Source organism: Clostridium sp. K04, from assembly GCF_019734375.1.
Lineage (GTDB): Bacteria > Bacillota > Clostridia > Clostridiales > Clostridiaceae > Clostridium > Clostridium saudiense.
Genome location: NZ_JAASHD010000003.1, coordinates 5879 through 28580 on the forward strand (window position 1 = coordinate 5879; position 22702 = coordinate 28580).

General features: G+C 27.1%; 19 protein-coding genes, 2 tRNA genes and 1 riboswitch. Of the genes, 16 read left to right on the top strand and 5 right to left on the bottom strand.

Features of this window, described 5'->3' with window-relative positions; genetic code table 11:
- From HCG70_RS01805 to HCG70_RS01815, 3 genes are all read left to right on the top strand, one after another.
- The coding region (locus HCG70_RS01805; RefSeq protein ID WP_221697427.1) for a hypothetical protein at positions 1-258 on the top strand (258 nt) is incomplete at its 5' end.
- A 555-nt stretch (positions 259-813) separates the two neighbouring features.
- The gene (locus HCG70_RS01810) at positions 814-2976 is read left to right on the top strand and encodes a Tex family protein (RefSeq protein WP_042402469.1); all 2163 of its coding nucleotides are present in this window, start codon (positions 814-816) and stop codon (positions 2974-2976) included.
- Between the two features lie 52 nt (positions 2977-3028).
- A riboswitch (FMN riboswitch) is annotated at positions 3029-3143 on the top strand.
- A gap of 180 nt (positions 3144-3323) precedes the next feature.
- The gene (locus HCG70_RS01815) at positions 3324-3908 is read left to right on the top strand and encodes an ECF transporter S component (protein ID WP_042402466.1); all 585 of its coding nucleotides are present in this window, start codon (positions 3324-3326) and stop codon (positions 3906-3908) included.
- A gap of 22 nt (positions 3909-3930) precedes the next feature.
- On the opposite strand, the gene rimI is transcribed toward HCG70_RS01815, so the two are convergent.
- Genes rimI through tsaE form a run of 3 tightly spaced genes read right to left on the bottom strand, consistent with a single transcriptional unit; the run spans position 3931 to position 5535 of the window.
- Complete coding sequence (rimI, locus tag HCG70_RS01820) at positions 3931-4377, bottom strand: ribosomal protein S18-alanine N-acetyltransferase (protein WP_042402464.1); 447 nt, start codon at positions 4375-4377, stop codon at positions 3931-3933.
- The gene (tsaB, locus tag HCG70_RS01825; RefSeq protein ID WP_042402461.1) at positions 4361-5077 is read right to left on the bottom strand and encodes a tRNA (adenosine(37)-N6)-threonylcarbamoyltransferase complex dimerization subunit type 1 TsaB; all 717 of its coding nucleotides are present in this window, start codon (positions 5075-5077) and stop codon (positions 4361-4363) included. Before tsaB ends, rimI begins: the two co-directional genes overlap by 17 nt.
- A complete protein-coding gene (gene tsaE, locus HCG70_RS01830) occupies positions 5074-5535 on the bottom strand; it encodes a tRNA (adenosine(37)-N6)-threonylcarbamoyltransferase complex ATPase subunit type 1 TsaE (protein ID WP_042402459.1) in 462 nt (153 codons plus the stop codon). The genes tsaB and tsaE overlap by 4 nt, the downstream gene beginning before the upstream one ends.
- A gap of 213 nt (positions 5536-5748) precedes the next feature.
- On the opposite strand from tsaE, the gene HCG70_RS01835 reads away from it, so the two are divergent.
- The 4 genes from HCG70_RS01835 to licT all read left to right on the top strand — a co-directional run bounded on the left by HCG70_RS01835 (position 5749) and on the right by licT (position 9688).
- A tRNA-Trp gene (locus tag HCG70_RS01835) sits at positions 5749-5822 on the top strand.
- Positions 5823-5989: 167 nt separating this feature from the next.
- Positions 5990-8200, top strand: a complete 2211-nt coding sequence (gene recQ / locus HCG70_RS01840; RefSeq protein WP_042402457.1) for a DNA helicase RecQ — start codon at positions 5990-5992, stop codon at positions 8198-8200.
- 225 nt (positions 8201-8425) lie between these two features.
- Positions 8426-8499 (top strand) — tRNA-Trp (locus HCG70_RS01845).
- Between the two features lie 325 nt (positions 8500-8824).
- Complete coding sequence (licT, locus tag HCG70_RS01850) at positions 8825-9688, top strand: BglG family transcription antiterminator LicT (protein WP_042402455.1); 864 nt, start codon at positions 8825-8827, stop codon at positions 9686-9688.
- 106 nt (positions 9689-9794) lie between these two features.
- Here licT and HCG70_RS01855 read toward each other — a convergent pair whose 3' ends face one another.
- Complete coding sequence (locus HCG70_RS01855) at positions 9795-10634, bottom strand: phosphatase (RefSeq protein WP_221697428.1); 840 nt, start codon at positions 10632-10634, stop codon at positions 9795-9797.
- A gap of 183 nt (positions 10635-10817) precedes the next feature.
- Here HCG70_RS01855 and HCG70_RS01860 point away from each other — a divergent pair, with 183 nt between their 5' ends.
- The 9 genes from HCG70_RS01860 to rpsA all read left to right on the top strand — a co-directional run bounded on the left by HCG70_RS01860 (position 10818) and on the right by rpsA (position 21134).
- The gene (locus HCG70_RS01860; RefSeq protein WP_154820851.1) at positions 10818-11768 is read left to right on the top strand and encodes a PD-(D/E)XK nuclease family protein; all 951 of its coding nucleotides are present in this window, start codon (positions 10818-10820) and stop codon (positions 11766-11768) included.
- A 55-nt stretch (positions 11769-11823) separates the two neighbouring features.
- Complete coding sequence (locus HCG70_RS01865) at positions 11824-12078, top strand: hypothetical protein (protein ID WP_042399836.1); 255 nt, start codon at positions 11824-11826, stop codon at positions 12076-12078.
- A gap of 146 nt (positions 12079-12224) precedes the next feature.
- Positions 12225-12407 (top strand): alpha/beta-type small acid-soluble spore protein, encoded by a 183-nt coding sequence (locus tag HCG70_RS01870; protein ID WP_042399833.1) that lies wholly within the window; start codon positions 12225-12227, stop codon positions 12405-12407.
- Positions 12408-12621: 214 nt separating this feature from the next.
- Complete coding sequence (locus tag HCG70_RS01875; protein ID WP_042399830.1) at positions 12622-13755, top strand: DNA repair exonuclease; 1134 nt, start codon at positions 12622-12624, stop codon at positions 13753-13755.
- The gene (locus HCG70_RS01880) at positions 13745-16450 is read left to right on the top strand and encodes an ATP-binding protein (protein ID WP_221697429.1); all 2706 of its coding nucleotides are present in this window, start codon (positions 13745-13747) and stop codon (positions 16448-16450) included. The genes HCG70_RS01875 and HCG70_RS01880 overlap by 11 nt, the downstream gene beginning before the upstream one ends.
- Before the next feature lie 84 nt (positions 16451-16534).
- Complete coding sequence (locus HCG70_RS01885; RefSeq protein WP_221697430.1) at positions 16535-18331, top strand: MutS-related protein; 1797 nt, start codon at positions 16535-16537, stop codon at positions 18329-18331.
- A gap of 19 nt (positions 18332-18350) precedes the next feature.
- Positions 18351-19256 (top strand): 3'-5' exonuclease, encoded by a 906-nt coding sequence (locus HCG70_RS01890; protein WP_055292169.1) that lies wholly within the window; start codon positions 18351-18353, stop codon positions 19254-19256.
- A 112-nt stretch (positions 19257-19368) separates the two neighbouring features.
- The gene (locus HCG70_RS01895) at positions 19369-19788 is read left to right on the top strand and encodes a CBS domain-containing protein (RefSeq protein ID WP_042399821.1); all 420 of its coding nucleotides are present in this window, start codon (positions 19369-19371) and stop codon (positions 19786-19788) included.
- A 200-nt stretch (positions 19789-19988) separates the two neighbouring features.
- Positions 19989-21134, top strand: a complete 1146-nt coding sequence (gene rpsA, locus HCG70_RS01900; RefSeq protein ID WP_221697431.1) for a 30S ribosomal protein S1 — start codon at positions 19989-19991, stop codon at positions 21132-21134.
- A 124-nt stretch (positions 21135-21258) separates the two neighbouring features.
- On the opposite strand, the gene pyk is transcribed toward rpsA, so the two are convergent.
- Positions 21259-22677 carry a pyruvate kinase gene (gene pyk / locus HCG70_RS01905; protein WP_042399818.1) on the bottom strand — a complete coding sequence of 473 codons (1419 nt, stop codon included), beginning with the start codon at positions 22675-22677 and terminating at the stop codon, positions 21259-21261.
- Positions 22678-22702 lie beyond the last annotated feature (25 nt).

A 22702-nucleotide genomic window follows, 5' to 3' on the forward strand; every position in this document is an offset into this window, starting at 1 on the left:
TCCGACGTTAAGGAGGAGGAGTTTCTTTTGAGCATTCCAAATTTTAATTTGGCAAATCGAAGTTACTCATCCGACGTTAAGGAGGAGGAGTTTCTTTTGAGCATTCCAAATTTTAATTTGGCAAATCGAAGTTACTCATCCGACGTCGAGGAGGAGGAATTTCTTTTGAGCATTCCAAATTTTAATTTGGCAAACAAAATTTATTCATCCTATGTTAAATATGAAAAGTTTCCTTTTAGATTATTAACTTTTATTTAAATACTATATTCTAAATTTTAATGTAAGCAATAGAATGTTATTTTTATATGGAAATGTTTATGATAAGTTTATGTTTAATTTAAGCTTTATTTTGAATAAGCTCAAATAAGCATTGGAATAAAGAAAATAAAATACATATATATACAAATATGTTGAGCTGATCTTTTAATACGTAAAAAACTCCACCGATTATAACTGAAAATAATATAACACCACTAATAAACTTTAAAAAGTTAGATTTGCCAGTTAAGAGTTGTGTTGTAGCAGTAAATAATATAATTATTAGAGTTAAAAAAATAAATACATTTCTAAGGTTAGTTGAAAAGTCAATTACATAAAATTGATTTAGTGCTAAGAGTGTAATAAAAACTATAAGACAGATATTTAAGAAGCCATACAAAAATTTATTCAAGATAAATTCACCTCGCATAGTAAATGGTAATATTTTACAAATAAATTATACTATTCTATTAACATAATAGCAATAGTGTAAAATTATGTTATACTAATTAATAGAGTTATTTGTGTAAATAATATAATTTATAGGAGGCACTTATGGTAAATATAGAAGAAAGATTAGTTAAAGAGTTAGGAATAACTTTAAAACAAGTTCAAAATGTAATTAAATTATTAGATGAAGGAAATACGGTTCCTTTTATCTCTAGATATAGAAAAGAACAAACTGGCGGATTAAGTGATGATGTATTAAGAAAATTCTTCGAAAGATTAACATATTTAAGAAATTTAAAAGAAAGAAAAGAAGACGTTTTAAGGTTAATAGATGAGCAAGGAAAGCTTAATGATGATATAGTTAAAGCTTTAGAAAAAGCAGATACATTAACAGAGGTTGAAGATATTTATAGACCATACAAGCAAAAGAAGAGAACTAGAGCAACAATAGCATTAGAAAAAGGGTTAAAGCCATTAGCTGATTTGATTTTAGAAGGTAATTTTAAGGGAAATTTAAATGAAGAAGCAAGTAAATATATAAATGAAGAAAAGAAAGTACTTACTGAAGAAGAAGCTATAAATGGAGCATTAGACATAGTTGCAGAAGTAATTTCGGATGAAGCTGCTTTTAGAAAGTGGATAAGAGAGTTTGTAATGAGGGAAGGAAAAATTGAATCAAAGGGTTCAAGTGAAGAACCAACACCTTTTGAAATGTACTATGAATATAGTGAAGATGTAAATAAAATTCCTGCTCATAGAATATTGGCTATAAATAGGGGAGAGAAGGAGAAGGTCTTATCTGTTAAGATAGTAGCAAATGAAGATAAAATAATAACATATCTTCAAAATAGATTGCTAAAAAATAATGAAGTAACTGATGAATATTTAAAATTAGCAATAAAAGATTCATTTAAGAGATTGATTTATCCATCAATAGAAAGGGAAATTAGAAGTGAATTAACTGATAAAGGTGAAGAAGGAGCTATACTAATATTCAAAGAAAATTTAAAAGCATTACTTATGCAAGCACCTATTAAAGGTAAGGTAGTTATGGGTTATGATCCTGGATTTAGAACAGGTTGTAAGGTTGCAGTATTAGATCCAACAGGTAAGTTCTTAGAAAAAGCTACTGTATATCCAACTGTTCCTAAGAAAGATATAGAAGGAACTAAAAAACTATTAAAAGAGCTTATATATAAGCATAATGTTGATGTTATTTCTTTAGGAAATGGTACTGCATCAAGAGAATCAGAAGAAGTAATATCTGAAATGTTAACTGAAATTAAGAATGAAAGTGGAAAAGAGTTAGCTTATGTTATTGTTTCAGAAGCAGGAGCATCAGTTTATTCGGCATCTGAGCTTGCAGCTAAGGAATATCCAGATTTAGATGTAACTATAAGAGGAGCTATTTCTATAGGAAGAAGATTACAAGACCCTATGGCAGAGCTTGTTAAAATTGATCCAAAGGCTATTGGGGTTGGGCAATATCAACACGATGTTACACCTAAGAGATTAGATGAGTCATTAACAGGTGTAGTTGAAGATAGTGTTAATAAGGTAGGAGTTGATTTAAATACTGCAACACCGTCATTGTTAACTTATATTGCAGGAATTAATGCTTCTATAGCTAATAACATAGTTGCATATAGAGATGAAACTGGTGGATTTAAAAGCAGAAAAGAATTGTTAAAGGTAAAGAGATTAGGTCAAAAGGCATATGAACAATGTGCAGGATTCTTAAGAGTTATGGAAAGTAAAAATCCCTTAGATAACACAGCAGTTCATCCAGAATCATATGAAGCAGCTGAGAAATTAATAAATATTTTAGGATACTCTATGGATGACTTGAAAAATAAAAAATTAAGTGATATTGAAGATAGAGTAAAGGAAAAGGGATTAAAGAATTTAGAGTCAGAATTAGAAATTGGTGAATTAACACTAAAGGATATAATTAAAGAATTACAAAAACCTGGTAGAGACCCAAGAGAAGATATGCCAAAACCAATTTTAAAGACAGGGGTCATAGATTTAAAAGATTTACAGCCTGGAATGGAATTAATGGGTACAGTAAGAAATGTATCAGATTTTGGAGCTTTTGTTGATATTGGGGTTCACCAAGATGGATTAGTTCATAAGAGTCAAATGGCAAATAAATTTGTTAAGCATCCTTTAGATATAGTTAAGGTTGGAGATATAATTAAAGTTAAAATTATGGAAGTTGATGAAAAAAGAAAGAGAATTTCTTTAACTATGAAGGACGTTAAATAAAAGTATTGCAAAGTTCCATAATTAGTAATATAATGAAGTCAAAATAAATAATAAATATCTTCAGGGCAGGGTGTAATTCCCTACCGGCGGTATAGCCCGCGAGCAAGTTTTGCAGATTCGGTGTAACTCCGAAGCCGACAGTAAAGTCTGGATGAAAGAAGGTAAATAGTGATTTGAGTAATAACGATTTTTTTTGTTATATTTAATTATTGTTTTGTTTTTAATGCCCTGATGTAATTTTACATCAGGGTTTTTTGCATTAAATAATTAAATATTGGACAAACTAAAATAAGAATTATTTGAATAATCTATTGCCCCGAAGGATATCTTTTGGGAGGAGAAAATATATGAATTCATCAAAAAATTTAAACAAAATGGTTAAAATCTCTTTATTAGCTGCAATTGCTGTAGTGTTAATGTATTTTGATTTTCCAATAATACCTGCATTTCCATGGCTTAAAATTGATTTAAGTGAAGTGCCTGCATTAATGGGAGGCTTTGCTTATGGTCCGATAACTGGTGGAATAATAGTTATATTAAAGGTATTTTTAAGATTCTTAATAAAGGGGACAGAAACAGGATTTGTAGGAGAAACAGCAAATATTATAATTGGTCTTGCATTAGTTGTTCCTGCAGCTTGGTTATATAATAGAAATAAGAGTAAAAAGACCGCTATAGTAGGAATGGTTATAGGTGCATTAGTTATGCAAGTCCTAGGTATAGTTGCAAATGCATTTTTCTTATTACCTGCATATGGTATGAATTTAGAAGGAGCAGCTTTACTAAATTATATATTCTTAGGATTAGTACCTTTCAATGGTGTAAAAGCTTTAATAGTGTGTATAGCAACATATTTATTATATAAAAGAGTATCACGTGCGATATTTAAAGTTGATAGCAAGTTTGAAAGTAAGAAAAGAGAAGTAGCTTAATAATAAAAAGAGGATAGCATTGCTATCCTCTTTTCCACATTATAATGGCATCTTCACCATTATCAGAATAATAACCTTTTCTTAAACCTTCTTCTTTAAAATCAAATTTTTTATAAAGATTTTGAGCTGGTATATTTGAAGCTCTAACTTCTAAAGTAATATCTTCACAATTAAAAGTTTTGCACATTTCAAATAGTTTTATCAACAAATTTGATGCAATGCCTTGCTTCCTATATTTTGGGCTTACAGCAATATTTGTAATATCACCTTCGCCAGCAATTATCCACACACCAACAAATCCAATGACTTCTCCTGTTGATAAATCTTGTGCAATAACATATTTTGCTAATGGATTATTTAATTCATTACTAATAGAATCTAAGGTCCAAGGAATAGCAAAACATTCTTTACTTAACTCATATACACCGTTTATATGAGATTCATTCATAAGACTATAATCTATTTTCATTTTTCATAGCCAGCCTTTGCTCAAGTTCTCTTTCTGCTTGAGGTTTTTTAATATAAAGAGGAGCAGAATTCATATCATCAATATCTCCAGCTTTAATTTTTTCCATTCCAAGCTCACCTAAAGATGAAGCTCTTATGATACTTAAATGATTTGGAGCAAATTCACAATTGTTAACATTATTAATTAAGAATTCTTTATGTTTAAATACTCCATCACCAGTAAATATAACCTTTTCGCCTTTTTCATTTAATATATTAGCAAGTTCAGTTAAATCTAAAGCTGTACAGTCTAATATTTTTGTCAATTTTCCTTCTATATTTTTATAAAGACCAGTATAAACATTATCTCTTAATGCATCCATTACTGGACAAATTATACCATCAAAAGTTAATAAAGAATTAGCTAGTGCATCTAAACTAGAAATGGAAACGTACGGTTTATTAGATCCCATACTTAAACCTTTAATAGTAGCCATTCCGATTCTAAGTCCTGTAAATGAACCAGGGCCCTTAGAAACGACAAATCCATCAATTTCGTTTATATCAACTTCACAGTCTTTTAATAACATTTCTATTTTTTCCATTAATATAATAGAATGCTCTCTTTTGAAGTTTAATGTATATTCGCCTAAGATATACTCATCTTTAAGTAAAGCTACAGTAGTCACTAAAGATGAAGAATCTACGCTTAAAACTATCATATTTTTAGCTCCTTTATATAATCATATCTTTCTCCATATGGAGTTATAGTAATTGTTCTGTAATCTTCGCCCTTTTCTAAATCTTTTTCTATATAAATATGTAGAAAATCTTTTGGAAGTATTTCTTCAATATAATTAGCCCATTCAATAATTGAAACGGCATCTGAAAAAATGTAATCATCAAATCCAATTGCGTATATTTCATCAGGATCTGAAACTCTATAAACATCAAAATGATTCAATTTTAAACGACCAGAATCATATTCATTTACAATTGTAAAAGTTGGGCTTGTTATGTAATCAGTTATTTCTAAGCCTTTCGCAATTCCTTTTGTTATATGGGTTTTGCCAGTACCTAAATCCCCAGTTAAACAAACTATATCCCCAGGTTTTAATATTTTACCAAGTGATATACCAAGGTTTGTAGTTTCTTCAACACTATTAACAGAAAAAACCATGTTAAAATCCTCCCTTTTAGGTTAGTTAGGAGTTAGTAGTGATTAGTTATAAGCTAAATTAAATTTTAACTCTAAACTTTTAACTAGTAACTCTTAATAGTATTTGCTATTTTATATTTTATCCAAAAAGTACGAAAAAGAAAAGAATTATAAAAAAATAGTAGAAAAAATATTGATTTTATTAATAACATAATGTATAATAATTTTGTACTAAGGGGTATCGTATATCGGTAGTACAGTAGTCTCCAAAACTATTAGGCTAGGTTCGATTCCTAGTACCCCTGCCATAGAAGCTAGTAAGAATTTCTTGCTAGCTTTTTTTTATTATTTTTTTATAAAAAAGAGATAAAGCAAATTTGTGATATTACACAAAGAGAACAAATGTTTGAATAAGTTTAGTAGTAATGTTAATAATTAAGAAGAAAAATATTTTATTGAGTAGTAAGGAGAATTTATGGATAGAGCATTAGATATATTAAAACAATATTATGGATATAGTTCATTTAGAGAAGGGCAAGAAAATATAATAAGAGAAATACTAAATGGTAATGATGTTTTAACTATAATGCCAACTGGTGGGGGAAAATCTATTTGTTATCAAGTACCTGCAATGTTGTTAGATGGTATAACAATAGTAATTTCTCCATTAATCTCGCTTATGAAAGATCAAGTTGATAATATAAATAATTTAGGGATTAAGTCAGCATATATTAATTCTTCATTAAATAATATTGAAATAAATAATATTTTAGATGAAGCTGCAAAAAATGAAATAAAAATATTATATGTGGCACCAGAAAGATTAGAATCACATGTGTTTTTAGAACTTATAGCTAGTATTAATGTTTCAATGGTGGCTGTAGATGAAGCACATTGTGTATCGCAATGGGGGCACGATTTTAGAAGTAGTTATAGGAGAATTAGTAGGGTAGTTTCACTTTTGAGAAATAGACCTATAGTTGCAGCATTTACAGCAACAGCAACTGCTGAAGTTAGAGATGACATAATAAAATTATTAGAATTAAATAATCCTAAGATATTTATATCTGGTTTTGATAGAAAAAATCTTAAGATAATAATAGAAAAGGGTGTAAATAAGAAAAATTACATTTTAGACTATATAAATAGCAATAAGGATGAATCAGGTATAATTTATTGTTCTACTAGAAAAGAGGTTGATAGTTTATATGACTTATTAATTTCTAAAGGATTAGAAGTGGAAAAATATCATGCTGGATTAAATGATGAATATAGGAAAGAGGCTCAAGAAAGTTTTATTTATGATAAGGTAAATATAATAATTGCAACAAATGCTTTTGGTATGGGGATTGATAAACCAAATGTTAGATATGTAATACATTATAATATGCCTAAAAATATTGAGGGATATTACCAAGAAATAGGTAGAGCAGGGAGAGATGGAGAAGACAGTGAATGTATAATGCTATTTTCACCTGGAGATGTTCAAACTCAAAAATATATTATTGAAACTGCAACAGAAAATACTGTAAGAAAAGAAAATGAGCTTGAAAAACTTCAAACTATGATAAATTTAGTTTACACACAAGATTGTTATAGGAAATATATATTAAATTATTTTGGTGAACAATATGATGAAAGATGTAACAATTGTAGTAATTGTGAGGCACCTGGAGAGTTAGTTGATAAAAGTGTAGATGCGCAGAAAGTAATATCTTGTGTTTATAGAATGGGACAACGATTTGGAATTGGAATGGTTGTAGATGTTCTAAGAGGGTCTAAAAATAAGAAGGTATATGAATTGGGATTTGATGAATTATCTACTTATGGAATAGTGAAAAATTATACAAAAGATGCATTAACTGAATTTATAAATATGTTGATTTCACATGGATATTTAAATTATAAAGGAGAATATCCGGTTTTGAAATTAAATCAATTATCTATGGATATTGTAAAAGGTGAAAAGCAAGTATTTGTTAAGGAACAAGTAGTTAAGAAGATTAAAATAGAAGAGAATGAATTATTTATTATATTAAAAGAATTAAGAATGGAGATTTCAAGGGAAGAAAAGATACCTCCTTACATGGTATTTGGAGATTCAACTTTAAAGGAATTGAGCAATAGGATGCCAATAACGGATGAACAATTCTTAGATATAAGTGGAGTAGGTAATTCAAAGCTAAATAAATATGGTGATAAGTTCATGGCTAAGATTAAAGAATATATTGAAGAAAAAAATATAGAAGTTAATTGGAGTTTTAATAGGACTAAGAGCACTAATATATCATTTGATGAAGTTTTAGAAAATGATGATAACAAAAAATATAGTAAAACTAAAGAAGAGGGAGAAAAGAGAAAATCTCATGACATTACAGTTGATTATATTAAGTTAGGAAAATCGTTAAAAGAAATTGCTAAAGAAAGAAATCTAGCATTAACTACAATAATGGGGCATGTACAGCAATATATTTCTGAGGGTAATGAAATTAACTTTAAAATAAACTTAGAAGAGTTTTTCGATAATGATGAAGAAAAAATAATATTAAAGGCAATAGATGAAGTGGGATATAATAAATTAAAAGATATAAAAGAGATAGTACCATCAGAAATAACATATGATGCAATAAGAGCAGTAGTATTAAAAAAGGTAATTAGAGAAGTTACTAAAAATATTGTGAAATAATATTTTTAGTTAGTAATTAAAAATGAGTAGTGAGTAGTTAAGCAATAAATTTAGCTAAGCTAAATTTAGAAAAATATAAGAAACAAGAAACTCCGGTAGGAGTTTCATCCTTAACTATTAATTATTAACTATTAACTTTTTGTTATTACACGTAAAGTCTATAATAGTTAGTAATATTTTCAGTTGACAATAATTATATTGCCATGGTAAAATAGTCAATGTTGAAGGGGTATCGTATATCGGTAGTACAGTAGTCTCCAAAACTATTAGGCTAGGTTCGATTCCTAGTACCCCTGCCAAACTTAAAAAGACTTAGCATAAAATGCTAAGTCTTTTTTTACTTATTATAGAGATATTAAAGAAAATAAAGGGTATAATTGGGGGAATATTATTAGAAAATTAAATATAATAATAACAACTACTTTGTAAGTCGTAATCTTGGAGAAGGTAGTGAATTTATTATTGTATTGCCAATAAAACAAATATAATTTAAGAATTATTATAGTCAATTCATTTAATTGACAAGTAAATATTTAAAGTGTTAGAATACTAATATAATATGCCTAAATTAGGAGCAATCTTAGTTTAGGCTATTTTTTTAGTACCATAAGGAGAGTTTTATAAATGATAGTTGAAAAAGTTTTAAATAATAATGTTGTTGTTTCAATTGATCCTAAGACTAAAAAAGAAGTAATTCTTATGGGCAGTGGAATAGCATTTAATAAAAAGCCGGGGCAACAAATAGATGAAAAAAAAATAGAAAAGACATTTGTAGTAGATGACGAAAATTTAGGAAACAAAATTAAAAAGTTAATTAATCAAATTCCAGAAGGAATATTTGAAATTACTGATGAAATAATTACTCATGCCATAGTGGAACTTAATACAGTTTTAGATAAGCAAATTTATGTTTCATTAGCTGATCATATTGCATTTGCTGTAAAAAGATTTAGAAGTGGAATTATCATAAAAAATGAATTGTTAAATGAAGTAAGAAGAGTGCATAAAGCTGAATTTAAAGTTTCGTTGTGGGCAGTTGATTATATAAATGAAAAATTGGGGATTGAATTACCAGAGGATGAAGCAGGATTTATTGCATTACATTTTGTAAATGCAGGATATAGAGAAACAACCATGAAATCTATAACTTCAACTAAAATTATTAAAGATATATTAAATATAATTAAGTATAATTTTGCAATAGAATTAGATGAGGATGATTTAAATTATGATAGATTACTAACTCACTTGAAGTATTTTGCAAAACGTATCGTAAATAATAATCAAAATAATAGTACCGATTCCGATTTTATTAAAATGATTTCAACAACATATCCTGAAGCATATGAATGTGCAGTTAAAATAGGTGATTATATATTGAAAAATAATGATTACCATGTAAATGATGATGAGATAGTTTACTTAACTATGCATATACAGAGGGTTATTACTGTAGCACGTGAAAATAATATTAATATGGATAAATAAGAATTTAGTATGGCGGTAAGTTTAAAGTTAAGGAATAAATTAATCTAAATTGATATAAAAAGTTTTATCCTTAACTTTAAACTTACTACTTAAGAGGAAGAAGATCTTATGCCTCCTTAATCCATTCAGAATAAGGTGTTGAATAGTTGTCAGATTTATTTTTTTCAACATAATTATAAAAATCTTCTAAGAACTCTAATTGGGCAGAATTGTCATGAAGATTAACTCCACCAATATTATATTGATAACCTAATAATTGGTCTAATGATAAATTACTAGCATTTTTTAATGCTTGATACATAACCATGAATGATGTGGTTCTTCCTTCGCCAGCGTCACAGTGAAAGTGAAGGTGTAAATCATCGGGTTTATTCTTTATGAATTCTACAAATTCATCAACAATGGTAGGCGTTGGGGCACCGTTATCTTTTACAGCAAACCTTTTATATTGCATTCCTACATCAGTAACTACTGTAGATTCGTTACTAACGAAGTCAACAGTTAAATTCTCAATAAGAGCACCAGTACGTCTATAAAGTGGAACTGTGCTGCCAATCTTAATTTTGTTTAGCAAAGAGTTCTCTTTATTAATGGTTTCTTCTGTTGTAAAACCGTTATTTAAATCCTTATATCTATCAAAAAAACTTATAGCAAATTCATTTATCATTCCATGTGATTCTTGTCTTAAATCTACAATGCATATATTTTCTTTTGAAATAGAATCTTTTAAGTTTTTAGCTTGCTTCTTAGTAAATTGGGCACTTCCAGAAATATTTAAAGTAGGAATATCTCTAAATCTATCAGGAAGACCAACTTTAGAGTTACCATCACTAACAATTAATACTTCGTTTTTATTAGAAGAATTTAAAGGAAGAGCAGAAACTAAAGAACTGCATAAAAAAAATAAACCAATACAGCTGAGTAATTTAAAAGAAAAATTTTTCATAATTAACCTCCAATAATTAAATTTAATAATATTTTTTGTAAATCAAGAAAATTTATTCTGAATTAATGAAAACATAATTTATACTATAATTAAGAAAGTAAATTTTTATTTTATTAATTTAAGAAAATATATTTATATAATAATGTAAAAGTATTATTAAGTAATAAATAGGAGAATGAAAAAATGAGTGAAGGATATGAAGAGCGCAAATACCCAGAAAAATCTTGGTCTATTTCAAGAATGAAAACATTAGATTCTTGCCAAAGAGAATATTATTATACTTACTATGGAAGTCATAATGGATGGATTTTTAATAGTACAGATGAACAAAAGATAGCATGGAGATTAAAAAAATTAACTAACTTGTGGATGTGCTTTGGAGAAGTTGTTCATAAAAAAATTAGAGGAATAATTAATATATGCAAAAAAGATAAAAGTAAATTTATGAATGCAAATAGATTCAATGAAATTACATTGAATGAGTTAAGAGGGGTTATTAGAGAAAGTATTAATAAATATAAAACCAAGGAGTGGGATGAGTATCCTAGGGGTTATATGCTTCAAGAATATTATTATGGCGGTAAAATATCTAAGGAAACTGGAGATGAATTAAAAGAAAGATTGATTCAATGTGTTAATAGTTTTTATGTTTCAACAACTTTTGAAGAAATATTAAATAATGAAACTATAATTATCGAAAATGATGAAGATATATTTAGTAGTTTTAACCATGATAGCTTAAAGGTTTATTCAAAAATAGATTTACTATACAAAAGTCCTGATGGTTATTATGTAATTGTAGATTGGAAAACGGGAAAACCTTCTGAAGATGATAAAGAACAATTACTTGTTTATGCATGGTATGTAATGAAAAAATATGATATTCATTATTCACGAATTAAGGGGAGAGTTGAATATTTATTAGAAGGTCATTCTGAGGAAATTATATTTAAAAGCGAAGATATTGAGTATATAAAAGCAAAAGTTGATAATGATTTAAAAATTATAAATTATTATTTAGATGATATTAGTTTAAATAAGCCGAAAGAAAAAAGTGTTTTTGAAAAAACACAAAAGAGTTATAAATGTGGTCAATGTAAGTTTAGACTTTTATGTAAAAGCGATAATGATTAAAATATTGTAATTTGGATAGAACTTAAAATAAATTATTTTAATATGAGGTGAATCAATGAGTTTTGTTCAAATACAAGGAGTAATATTTTTTAGTATAATATTTTGTTCATTAATAGGTGGAAAGAAAGCATCGTTAATGGCAAGTTTAGTGTGGATAATTGAAACTTTTATAGTATATAAAATGAGTAAGGTTAATTATCTTCAAGTTATTGCCGTTTCATTATCATTTCAAATAGGAATGGTATTAGCTATTGTGCGTGATTTTATAGTTAAGAAAGTGAAAAAAGTTGGTAATAAGGAAAACAGTTAAAACAAATCCAAATTAATAAATTATAGGTATTATTTACTTGTAATATAAAAATTCATAGTGGTTAATATAATAGTGTAAACAAGATACGACTTAAATAAATTTAAGTTATGTTTACAAAATACCGGAAGCCAGAGGAGGAATTCATTATGTCAAAAGCATTAGTTCCAGAATCAAAACAAGGATTAAGCGCATTCAAAAATGAAGTTGCCGCAGAAATGGGTGTACCATTCACTGATTACAATGGTGATTTAACTTCAAGACAATGTGGTTCCGTTGGTGGTGAAATGGTTAAGAGAATGGTAGAACAATACGAAAGTGGATTAAAGTAGAAAACCACTAACGAGTACAAAGCTAACGAATTAGAGGAAACAATACTTCGAGAGGGTGAGTACTGTTATGGGTGAAATACCACCAGAAAATTAAACTATCATTCAAAAAAGAGAAGAGTTACATTAGAGTAGAAATTCTATGATAATGTGACTCTTTTCTTATGCCCATAAAAATGGTAAAATATGAACAGAAGTTCGCAAAGTGGGTGATAGTATGAAACAAGTTAAAATTTTACATTGTGCTGATTTGCATTTTGATACACCTTTTAAGGAGCTTACAAAAGAAGTTTCAGAAAATAGTAAAGAAGAACTATTAGAGGTATTTAAAAATATAATAGATTTAACCATAAAAGAAAATGTAGAGGTATTACTTATTGCAGGAGATGTTTTTGATAATTTAACAGTTAATAAGAATACCTTATTTTTTATAGCAAATGAACTAAAGAGAATAGAAAAGGTTAAAGTATTTATTTCACCAGGAAACCATGATCCTTATAATGAAAAATCATTTTATAAGATGGTCAATTGGCCAGATAATGTCTATATATTTAAAGGAGAACTTGAGTATAAAGAAGTTAGTGAATTAAATTTAGTAGTTTGGGGTGCTGGATTTAATGCTAGCTATGAGCATGAAAGCTTATTAAAAGAAATTAATGTAGATAGAAGTAAAATAAACATTATGGTTATCCATGGTGAGGTTGAAAAAGGAAATTCCAAAAATGAATATAATCCAATTTATTTAAATGAAATAGGAAAATCAGGTTTAGATTATATTGCAATAGGGCATAGACATAAATTTTCGGGAATCCTTAAAGAAGGAAACACTTATTATGCATATAGTGGTTGCCCTCAAGGACGGGGATTTGATGAAGAAGGAGAAAAGGGAGTAATTATTGGAGATGTATACTGTGGAGGAGTATCACTTTATTTTAAACCTATTTGTAAAAGAAAATATATAACTCGAGAAATAGATATTAGCGATATTAATACTTATGATGAATTGATATCAAAGATATTATCTGAGGTAAATTCAGAAGAGTTTAAGCAGAATTTTTATAAGATAATTTTAAAGGGGGAGATAAAAGAGCATTTTTCCTTAAATGAAAGGATATTGAGTGAAAAGATAAAGGGGAAATTTTACTATATAAAGATTGTTAATACTACGAGTATTGCAGTAGATTTAGATCAGGTAAGTCAGGATTATTCTGTAAAGGGTAAGTTTGTAGCTAAAATAATGAAAAAGATAGAAGAAGCAAGTAGTGATGATGAAAAAGATTTATTAAGGCTTGCATTAAAATTAGGAATTCAATGTCTCTCAGAAGAAGAGGTGAATTTAAATGATTATTAAAAATGTAAATATAATTGCTTTCGGTGGAATTAAAAATAAAAAAATAAATTTTAATAAGGGATTAAACTTAATATATGGAGAAAATGAAGCTGGTAAAAGCACTATTCAAGCATTCATAAAAGTTTGGTTGTATGGTTTTTCTTCTTATAAAGGTAAGGATTATAAGTTAAATGAAAGAATTAAATATACACCTAATAGTGGTGAAACTATTAGTGGTGAACTTAGTATATTACATGAAAATAAGGAGTATATAATACGAAGAACATTTGGAAGAACTAAAAAAGACGATGTTTCAATTATTATAGATGCTATTACTGGTGAAGAAATAAGCTTTATTAATAAAGATGAACCAGGAAGGTATTTTATAAATATAAATAGAGCTACATTTGTAAATACATTATTTATTGGACAATTAGCGGTAGCAGTTAAAAAGGATAAAGAAGAAGAGATATTAGATAAACTATCAAATTCAATAGGAACTGAAGAAGGACAAGTATCTGTAGATGTGGCATTTAATAAGCTAGATAAATATAAAAAGTCTATATCAAATGTAAGAAAGAATGGAAAGCTTGATTGTTTAAAAAATAAATATAGTGATTTACTTAGTGAAAGATATGAAGCTTATAAATTATCAAATCATAATATAGATAATGAAGAAAAATTAATTCAGTTAAATGAGGAAAAGAAAAACTTAAATAAAGAAGTTATTAATTTAGAAATATATAAAAAATACTTGAAAAAGACGAAAATAAAAAAAGAGTATCAGGAAATAGCAGAGTATTTTAAAAAGAAAGAAGATCTAAAAAATAAAGAAGTATCAATAAACAAATCATTAACCTTTAAAGATGAAATAATAAATTATAATTTTATAGAAAATCTTAAAGAAGAATATACTATGTATTTAAATTTATTAGATATAACTAAAGAAGAAGAGGAAAGGATTTCTATTAAAGAAGAGAAATTAATAGATTTAAAGGCTCCATTACGTAGTTATTATTATATGGAGAACTTACCTGAAAATATATTAAGTAATTTAGAAGCATTAAAAATAAAAAATGAGCTATTAAATGAAAAGGTTGAAATAAATAATTCAATAGAAAGTGAAATTAACTTTTTAAAAGTTAAGGAAAAAGAAGCTCAAAAGCTAATAGGTTCAGCAATAGAAATTAAAAATTTTAAGAGTGATATAGAAAAACTATTTGCAACATATGAAGATAAGCTTAAAAGTTTAAAATTCATAATGGAAAATAAAAATGAAGTTATTGTACAAAATACAAGGTTTTTAATTTTATTAGGGGTAGTATCATTAATAAGTATTATTTTAGGTATATTTATTAATAATCCTTTTGAGTTTATATTTTATACAATTGGTATAGTTATACTGGGATTCTTAGGTATTAACTTATATAGTAGTAAATTAGGATCAGAAAAAAACAAAACAACTTATCAATTAAATGAAAGTATTAGAAAAATTGAAGCTGAATTAAATAAATATTGTAATAAATTAAATGTTAGTAACTATACAGAATTATTAAAAAAATTAAAGGTTTATGATGATTATTTAAGCTTACAAGAAAAGATTAATAGTAAGATGAGTGAAAAATTAACTCAGAAGAAATTGCTATCATTGGATAAAGCTTTACGTGAGCATGAAGAAGTAAATAGTGAGATAGAAGAGTATTTAAGAATTTCATCATTAAATAGCTTAGAAAAATTAATTTCTGAGATTTATAAATATAAGGAGTTATCCAAAGGGTTTACTAATTTAGAAATTGAACTAAGCAATTTAAAGAATAGTTTAAATAGAACGAAGGAACAATTATTAATCAGAGAAGAAAAATTAAATAAAAGTTTAAGTTCCATAGGATTTAATAATGTAAATTTAGTTGATGTTGATGAAATTATTAAAGAATTAGAGAATAAGTTAAGAAAAAGAGATGAAATAAATAAAAGTCTTGCATCAGTTGAAGAAGCATATTCAGTATTAACAAGAGGAAAGGATATTGAAGCAATAAAGGAAGAGTTAAGTGATGTAATAAATATAAATTTTGATTATTCTTATGAAAATGAAGATGAAATAGATGATGTTATTAGAGAAAAGAATATAAGATTTGTAGAGGTTGAAAAGAAAATAAAAGATATAGAAAATGAAATAAAAAATAGATTTAATGGCAAGAGAGATATTCCAACTATTGAAGAAGAAATCAAAGAGGTTGAAAGTTATATAGCAGAATATGAGAATCAGCTTAAAGCTAGTAATATTACCAGTGAAATATTAAATGAAGTTTATAATGAGATAAGAGGAAGCTTTGGACCTATTCTTAATAAAAATGTTATGTATTCTTTTAAAGAATTGACTAATAACAAATACAATGATGTTATGGTATCAGATACCTATGAGATGAAGGTGAAAGCTGATAATAACATATTACCAGCAGAGATATTAAGTAATGGTGCAAATGATCAATTATATTTATCTTTAAGGCTAGCTTTTATAGAAATGATATTTAAGAATAAAAATGTCCCTATATATTTAGATGATGCATTTGTTCAATATGATGATATGCGTATAGAAAAGACTATTAAGTATTTAGTAAAAGAAAACTTTGAGCAATGTATTTTATTCACTTGTCAAAGAAGAGAAGAAAATATAGCTAGAAAAAATAGCATTGAACATAAATATATTAAGTTATAAGTAGTAATCAATAAATTATTATGGATTAAATGGGAAAAATAGTCTAAACTATTGATTATAGAATTATTTTAAGAGGTATCAAGAATGGGAAAAGCATTAAATTATTACAATGATAATATAAAAAGTGTTAAAGAAAAATTAGCAAAATTAGAGAAAAACCTGTTAGTTTTTTCAACATTAAGATTTATGATTGTTATTTTATGTATTGGAATGATGTATTATTTTTATAAACAAAATAGTATGGAGGCAGTTGGAGGTAGTTTTTTAATTTCCTTAATATTATTTATAATAGTTGCATTTTTCCATAATGAACGAATAAATTCTAAAAAAAGATTACTAGTTATATTAGAGTATAATGAAAAAGGGTTAAAGAGATTGGATAATACTTGGAAAGAATTTAGTGATATAGGTGAAGAATTTATTGATAGAAATCATAAATTTTCAAGTGATTTAGATATATTTGGTAAAAACTCCTTATTTCAATGGATTAATTTGACTAAGACTACATTTGGAAGAAAAAAACTTGCAAGTAAGATGATAATGAATTCGTTACCGACTAGGTATGAAATAGAAGAAGAGCAAGAAGCAATTAAAGAATTAGCTAACAAAAGAGAATTTTGTGAAAAGATTTATTTTGAAGCAAGTATAGAAAGTAAGAAAAAAGAAAAGCTTAAAGAATTATTAGATTGGGCTTCAAATGAAGAGAAAAATAATTTTACAGTTAAATATATATCGTATATATTTATTGCAATTACATGCATAATATTATTTTTAACTATCATTGGACGATTATCTATTTCCTATTTAATATTAGATTTAGTTATTAATTACTTAGTTATTAAATTGTTTACTAAAAAATTAAGTGATGTAATTGATATTTTTATAAATAATAAGAGAGAGATAGAAAAATACAGTAAATTGCTTTCAATTATACAAGATGAAAACTTTCAATCTAAAAAGCTATTGGATATTCAAAAAGATTTAGTAAGCTCAAATATTAATTGTAAGAATGAAATGAAAAAATTAAAAAATATTATTTCTTGGTTAGGGGATAGTACTTCAAATGCCTATTATTTATTAATAAATGTATTTTTTATGAGTGATATTTTTATTTTAAGTAATTTACAGGAGTGGAGAATTAAAAATGGATATAAGCTAGAAAAGTGGCTTGAAGACATGGGGGAAGTAGAAGCGCTTGTAAGTCTTTCTACAATATCATTTGAGCATGAAGAATGGACTTATCCAACTATTTCAGGAATTAATGAAATTGAAGCTATTGAATTAGCACATCCTTTATTAGGAGAAAGAGCAAAGGCTAATAATTTTAACCTTAAGGGAAGTGAGAAGGTTGCATTAATTACTGGATCAAACATGTCAGGAAAGAGTACTTTTTTAAGAACTATAGGGTTTAATATGGTACTTACTTATTTAGGATTACCTACTTTTTCAAAAGGATTTAAGTGCGGAATAAGCAATATTTATACTTGTATGAGAACTCAAGACAATTTAGATGAGAATATATCATCATTTTATGCTGAGATATTAAGAATAAAATTAGTTATAGAAGCGGCTAAAAATGGAGAAAAGGTATTTTTCTTATTAGATGAAATATTTAAAGGAACTAATTCACAAGATAGGCATGATGGTGCAAGGATTTTAATTGAACAGCTTGTAAAACTTCAAGGTGTAGGATTAGTATCAACACATGATTTAGAGTTATGTGATTTAGAAAATGAAAAAAGCTGGTTAGTTAATTATAATTTTAGAGAATATTATAAGAATAATAAAATAAATTTTGATTATGTGCTTAGAAGAGGTATGAGTGAAACTCAAAATGCAAAGCATTTAATGAAGTTAGCAGGTATTGATATAGAAGAGTAAAGAGAGTGGGGGAATAAGGGTGGCTTTTATAATAATTGATTTAGAGTTTAATAACCTAAGTGGTATACATAAATGTATACCGAATGTTTATAATGATAATCCAGGACTGAAAAATTTAGAATTAGATAATGAAATAATAGAAATAGGTGCAGTGAAGTTAGATGCACATATGCAGCCGTGTGAAGAACTAAAGGTATATATAAAACCATCTGTTATTCCAATTATAAATCCTAAAATTTTAGAAATAACTAAAATTAATATTAAGGATTTAGAAAATGGAGTAGGATTTGTTGAAGGTATTAATAAATTAAAGGAAATGGTTGATGAAGGAGATATTATTTGCTCATGGGCAAAAGATGATATTGCAGAAATAATAAGAAATGCAAATTACTATGGATATGATGATTTAAGTTGGATAGATAATTACTTAGATATTCAAGAGTATGTAACTAAAATACTTGGATATAGGAAATCATTAAGCTTAAAAAATGCTCTTAAAGCATTAAAAATAAAAGTAAATGAAGATTTATTACATGATGCTTTAAATGATTGCATTTATACAGCACATGTATTTAAAAATATGTATAATTCACGAGCAGTGAAAAATTATATAGTAGAAGATATTTTTAAAATGCCAGCTTTAGAGGTAAGATCATTAGAAGGGGTTGAATTAAATTACGAAAAGATAAATCAAATATGTCCAAAATGTAAAAAAAAGTTAGAAATTGATTATCCTTTTAGTATAGTTGGATGGAGATTTATATCATTAGGAACTTGTTCTAAGTGTAATAGCAGAGTTTTAGATGAACTTATAGTAAAGAAAAGCTTATGTGGTGAAGAAATTTATAAGGAAGTTGCTACTGTTATAGATGAATATGATTATTTAAGATATGAAAATAAGTTAAAAAATAAAGTTTATAATTAATTATGAATAAAATAAATAAATAAATTATTAAAAGTTTGATGTCATATAACATTTAGATTTTATATATGATAAAATGTAAGAGAAGTAAGATTTAAAGGAAAGGACAGAAGATATGAATATTGCATTTCTTTTAACTCCTAAAAGTGAGGTTATTTATGAATATATAGATGCAACCATGAGACAAGTAATTGAGAGAATGGAGCATCATGGTTACACGGCAATACCATTAATAGACAAGCAAGGAAAGTATGTAGGAACTTTAACTGAAGGTGATTTATTATGGAAGTTAAAAAATACAGCTAATCTTAATTTTAAAAATACTGAAAATGTTAAAGTAAGTGAAATAGCTATAAGAACAAAACATAAAAGTGTTTCGATTAATGCTGATGTTGAAAGTATTATTAGATTAGCAACTACTCAAAACTTTGTTCCAGTAGTTGATGATGAAGGCATATTTATTGGAATAATAAAAAGAAGTGACATAATAAATTATTGTTACAATGCCATTAAGAAAGAAAAGAAATTACTATAATATAAAAAATTAATATAATAAAGTGAGAATCGAAATTTTAAATATGCTCTCTTTATAGTAGACAGTTAGAATAAAAAAACTGTTATTATGAAGGGGGCATATTATATAATCAAAATGGCTTTTTTCTTGTTTTGCTTGTATAAAATTTACTGTTGACTTAAAATTAAATGTGAAAAGTTTTTACAAAGGAGTGATTAGTTATGTCAGTTGAATTAAATGAGAATTCAATGGGAGATCTTTTAAAAGAATTTGATGTAAAAAGAATTAATTCAGGAGATATATTAAAAGGTCAAATTATAGATGTTAATGATAAGGAAGCTACAGTTAATATTAATTATGCATTCGATGGTGTAATAGCTAAGGAAGAGTTAGTTATTGGAGATATTTCACCAGTTGATGTTGTTAAACCAGGTGATATATTAGATGTATACGTTATTTCACCAAATGATGGAGAAGGATATGTTCAACTTTCTAGATTAAGAGCACTTCAAATAACTGAAAAAGAAGATTTAAAGAAAGCTTTTGATAAAGAAGAAACTATAAAGGTTGTTATTAAAGAAGAGGTTAAAGGTGGATTAGTTGCTTACTATGGATCTATTAGAGTATTTATACCAGCTTCTTTAGCTTCAAGAGAAAGAATAGATCTTAAAACTTTATTAGGAAAAGAAATTGAAGTAAGATTAACAGAATTAGATTTAAGAAACAGAAAGGTTGTTGCTTCAAGAAGAATTTTAGAAGAAGAAGCTTACAATGCAAAGAAGAGAGAACTTTGGAAAAATGTTAAAAGTGGTGAAAAAAGAGAAGGTACAGTTAAGAAGATAATAAAGGCTGGTGCTATTGTAGATATTGGAGGAATAACTGGATTAATTCACATTAATGATTTAGCTTGGGAAAGAGTAAAAAGGGTTGAAGATGTAGTTAGTGAAGGCGATAAGGTTACAGTATTTGTAGGTGATGTAGATGCTGAACATGAAAGAGTTTCACTAATATTAAAAGATGTAGATAAAGAACCATGGAAGGTACATGCTGATAGTATAAAAGCTGGAGATGTATTAGAAGGTAAAGTAGTTAAGTTTATGTCTTTTGGTGCATTTGTAGAATTATTCCCAGGTGTTGAAGGGTTAGTCCACATCAATGAAATTACTGATGAAAATATAGCTAAACCTTCAGATGTTCTTGAAGTGGGACAAATGGTTAAAGTTAAGGTTCTTGATGTTAATAAAGAAAACAAGAGAATTTCTTTAAGTATTAAAGATGCTGTTGAAAGATCAAATGAATACTTACAATACAATGATAACGATGGTGATGTTACACTAGGAGATCTATTCAGCGGATTATTCAATTAATTACGGGTAAACGTGAAAAAGAAAAAGTAATGATATTATCTACAGGAGTTAGTATAATTTTCGTTAAGAATTTATATCCTCCCTTTCATAAAATCATTACTTTTTTCGTTATTCCATTAAGTATCTAAAGTTTTTCGATTTTAAGCATGTTGGTTCCACCAGTATAATTTGTTGGCATACCGGCAGCAACAATAATGTCATCACCTTTATCTGCTAAGTTCAATTCTGCTACAATCTTCTTTGATTCATTTAAAATGTCATCAGTAGTTGCAAATTCTTGACATAAGACTGGATAAACACCAAAATTTAAGCTTAATCCACGCATTACTTCCTCATGAGGAGTAATAGCTATTATAGGGCATTTTGGCTTATACTTAGAAACAAGTTTTGCTGTTGCGCCAGAGTTAGTTGCTGCAACAATTGCTTTAGCATTAAGAACATTAGAAGTTCTACAAGTAGAATAACTAATAGCTTCAGCAAAGTCATACATTGCAGGTTCTTTTAAACGTTGATTTAAATAATTATAATCTAAATGAAGTTCAGTTTCTTTAGCTATTTTAGACATAGTATTAGCTGCTTCGATTGGATATTGTCCGCTAGCACTTTCACCACTTAACATAATTGCATCCGTTCCATCAAAAATAGCATTACAAATATCGCAAGCCTCAGCTCTAGTAGGTAAAGAGTTTCTTATCATTGAATCAAGCATTTGAGTTGCTGTAATTACTATTTTTCCAGCTTCATTACATTTCTTTATGATTTTCTTTTGAATAATAGGAACTTTTTCTATTGGAATTTCAACACCCATGTCACCTCTAGCAACCATTATTCCATCAGCTACTTCTAAAATAGAATCAATGTTATTTACACCTTCTTGACTTTCTATTTTAGCTATAATTTGAATATTTTTACCGTTATTTTTGTTAAGAAGGTCTCTTATTTCTTTAATATCTGAAGCTTTTCTAATAAAAGAGGCTGCTACAAAATCTACGCCCATCTTACATCCAAAAACTAAGTCATCTTTATCTTTTTCAGTTACAGAAGGTAAATTAATACTAACATTAGGAACATTAACCCCTTTATGATTTTTGATAACTCCATCGTTTAATACTTTACATATTATATCTTTTCCGTTTATATCAATAATTTCAAAGTTAATTAATCCATCATCGACTAGTATAGTTCCTCCAATATTTACATCCTTATATAATTCGGAATATGAGATAGAACATTCTTGTGTATTACCTGTTATTTCTGTACCACATTTGAAGGCAAATATTTGATTTGCCTTTAATTCAACTCCATCATTTATAAAATTATGAGTTCTTATTTTAGGTCCTTTAATATCAAGCATTATTGCAGTAGGAGTATTGAGATTAGTTCTTATTTTCTTTATTAAGTCTATTTTTTCTTTATGAGTTTCATGTGTTCCGTGAGAAAAGTTTAATCTAGCCACATTCATACCAATTTTAATAAATTGTGTTAATGTTTCTTCATTATCACTTGCTGGTCCAATTGTGAAAATCATTTTAGTTTTTTGCATAAAAACACCTCACTTTATCAAAAAT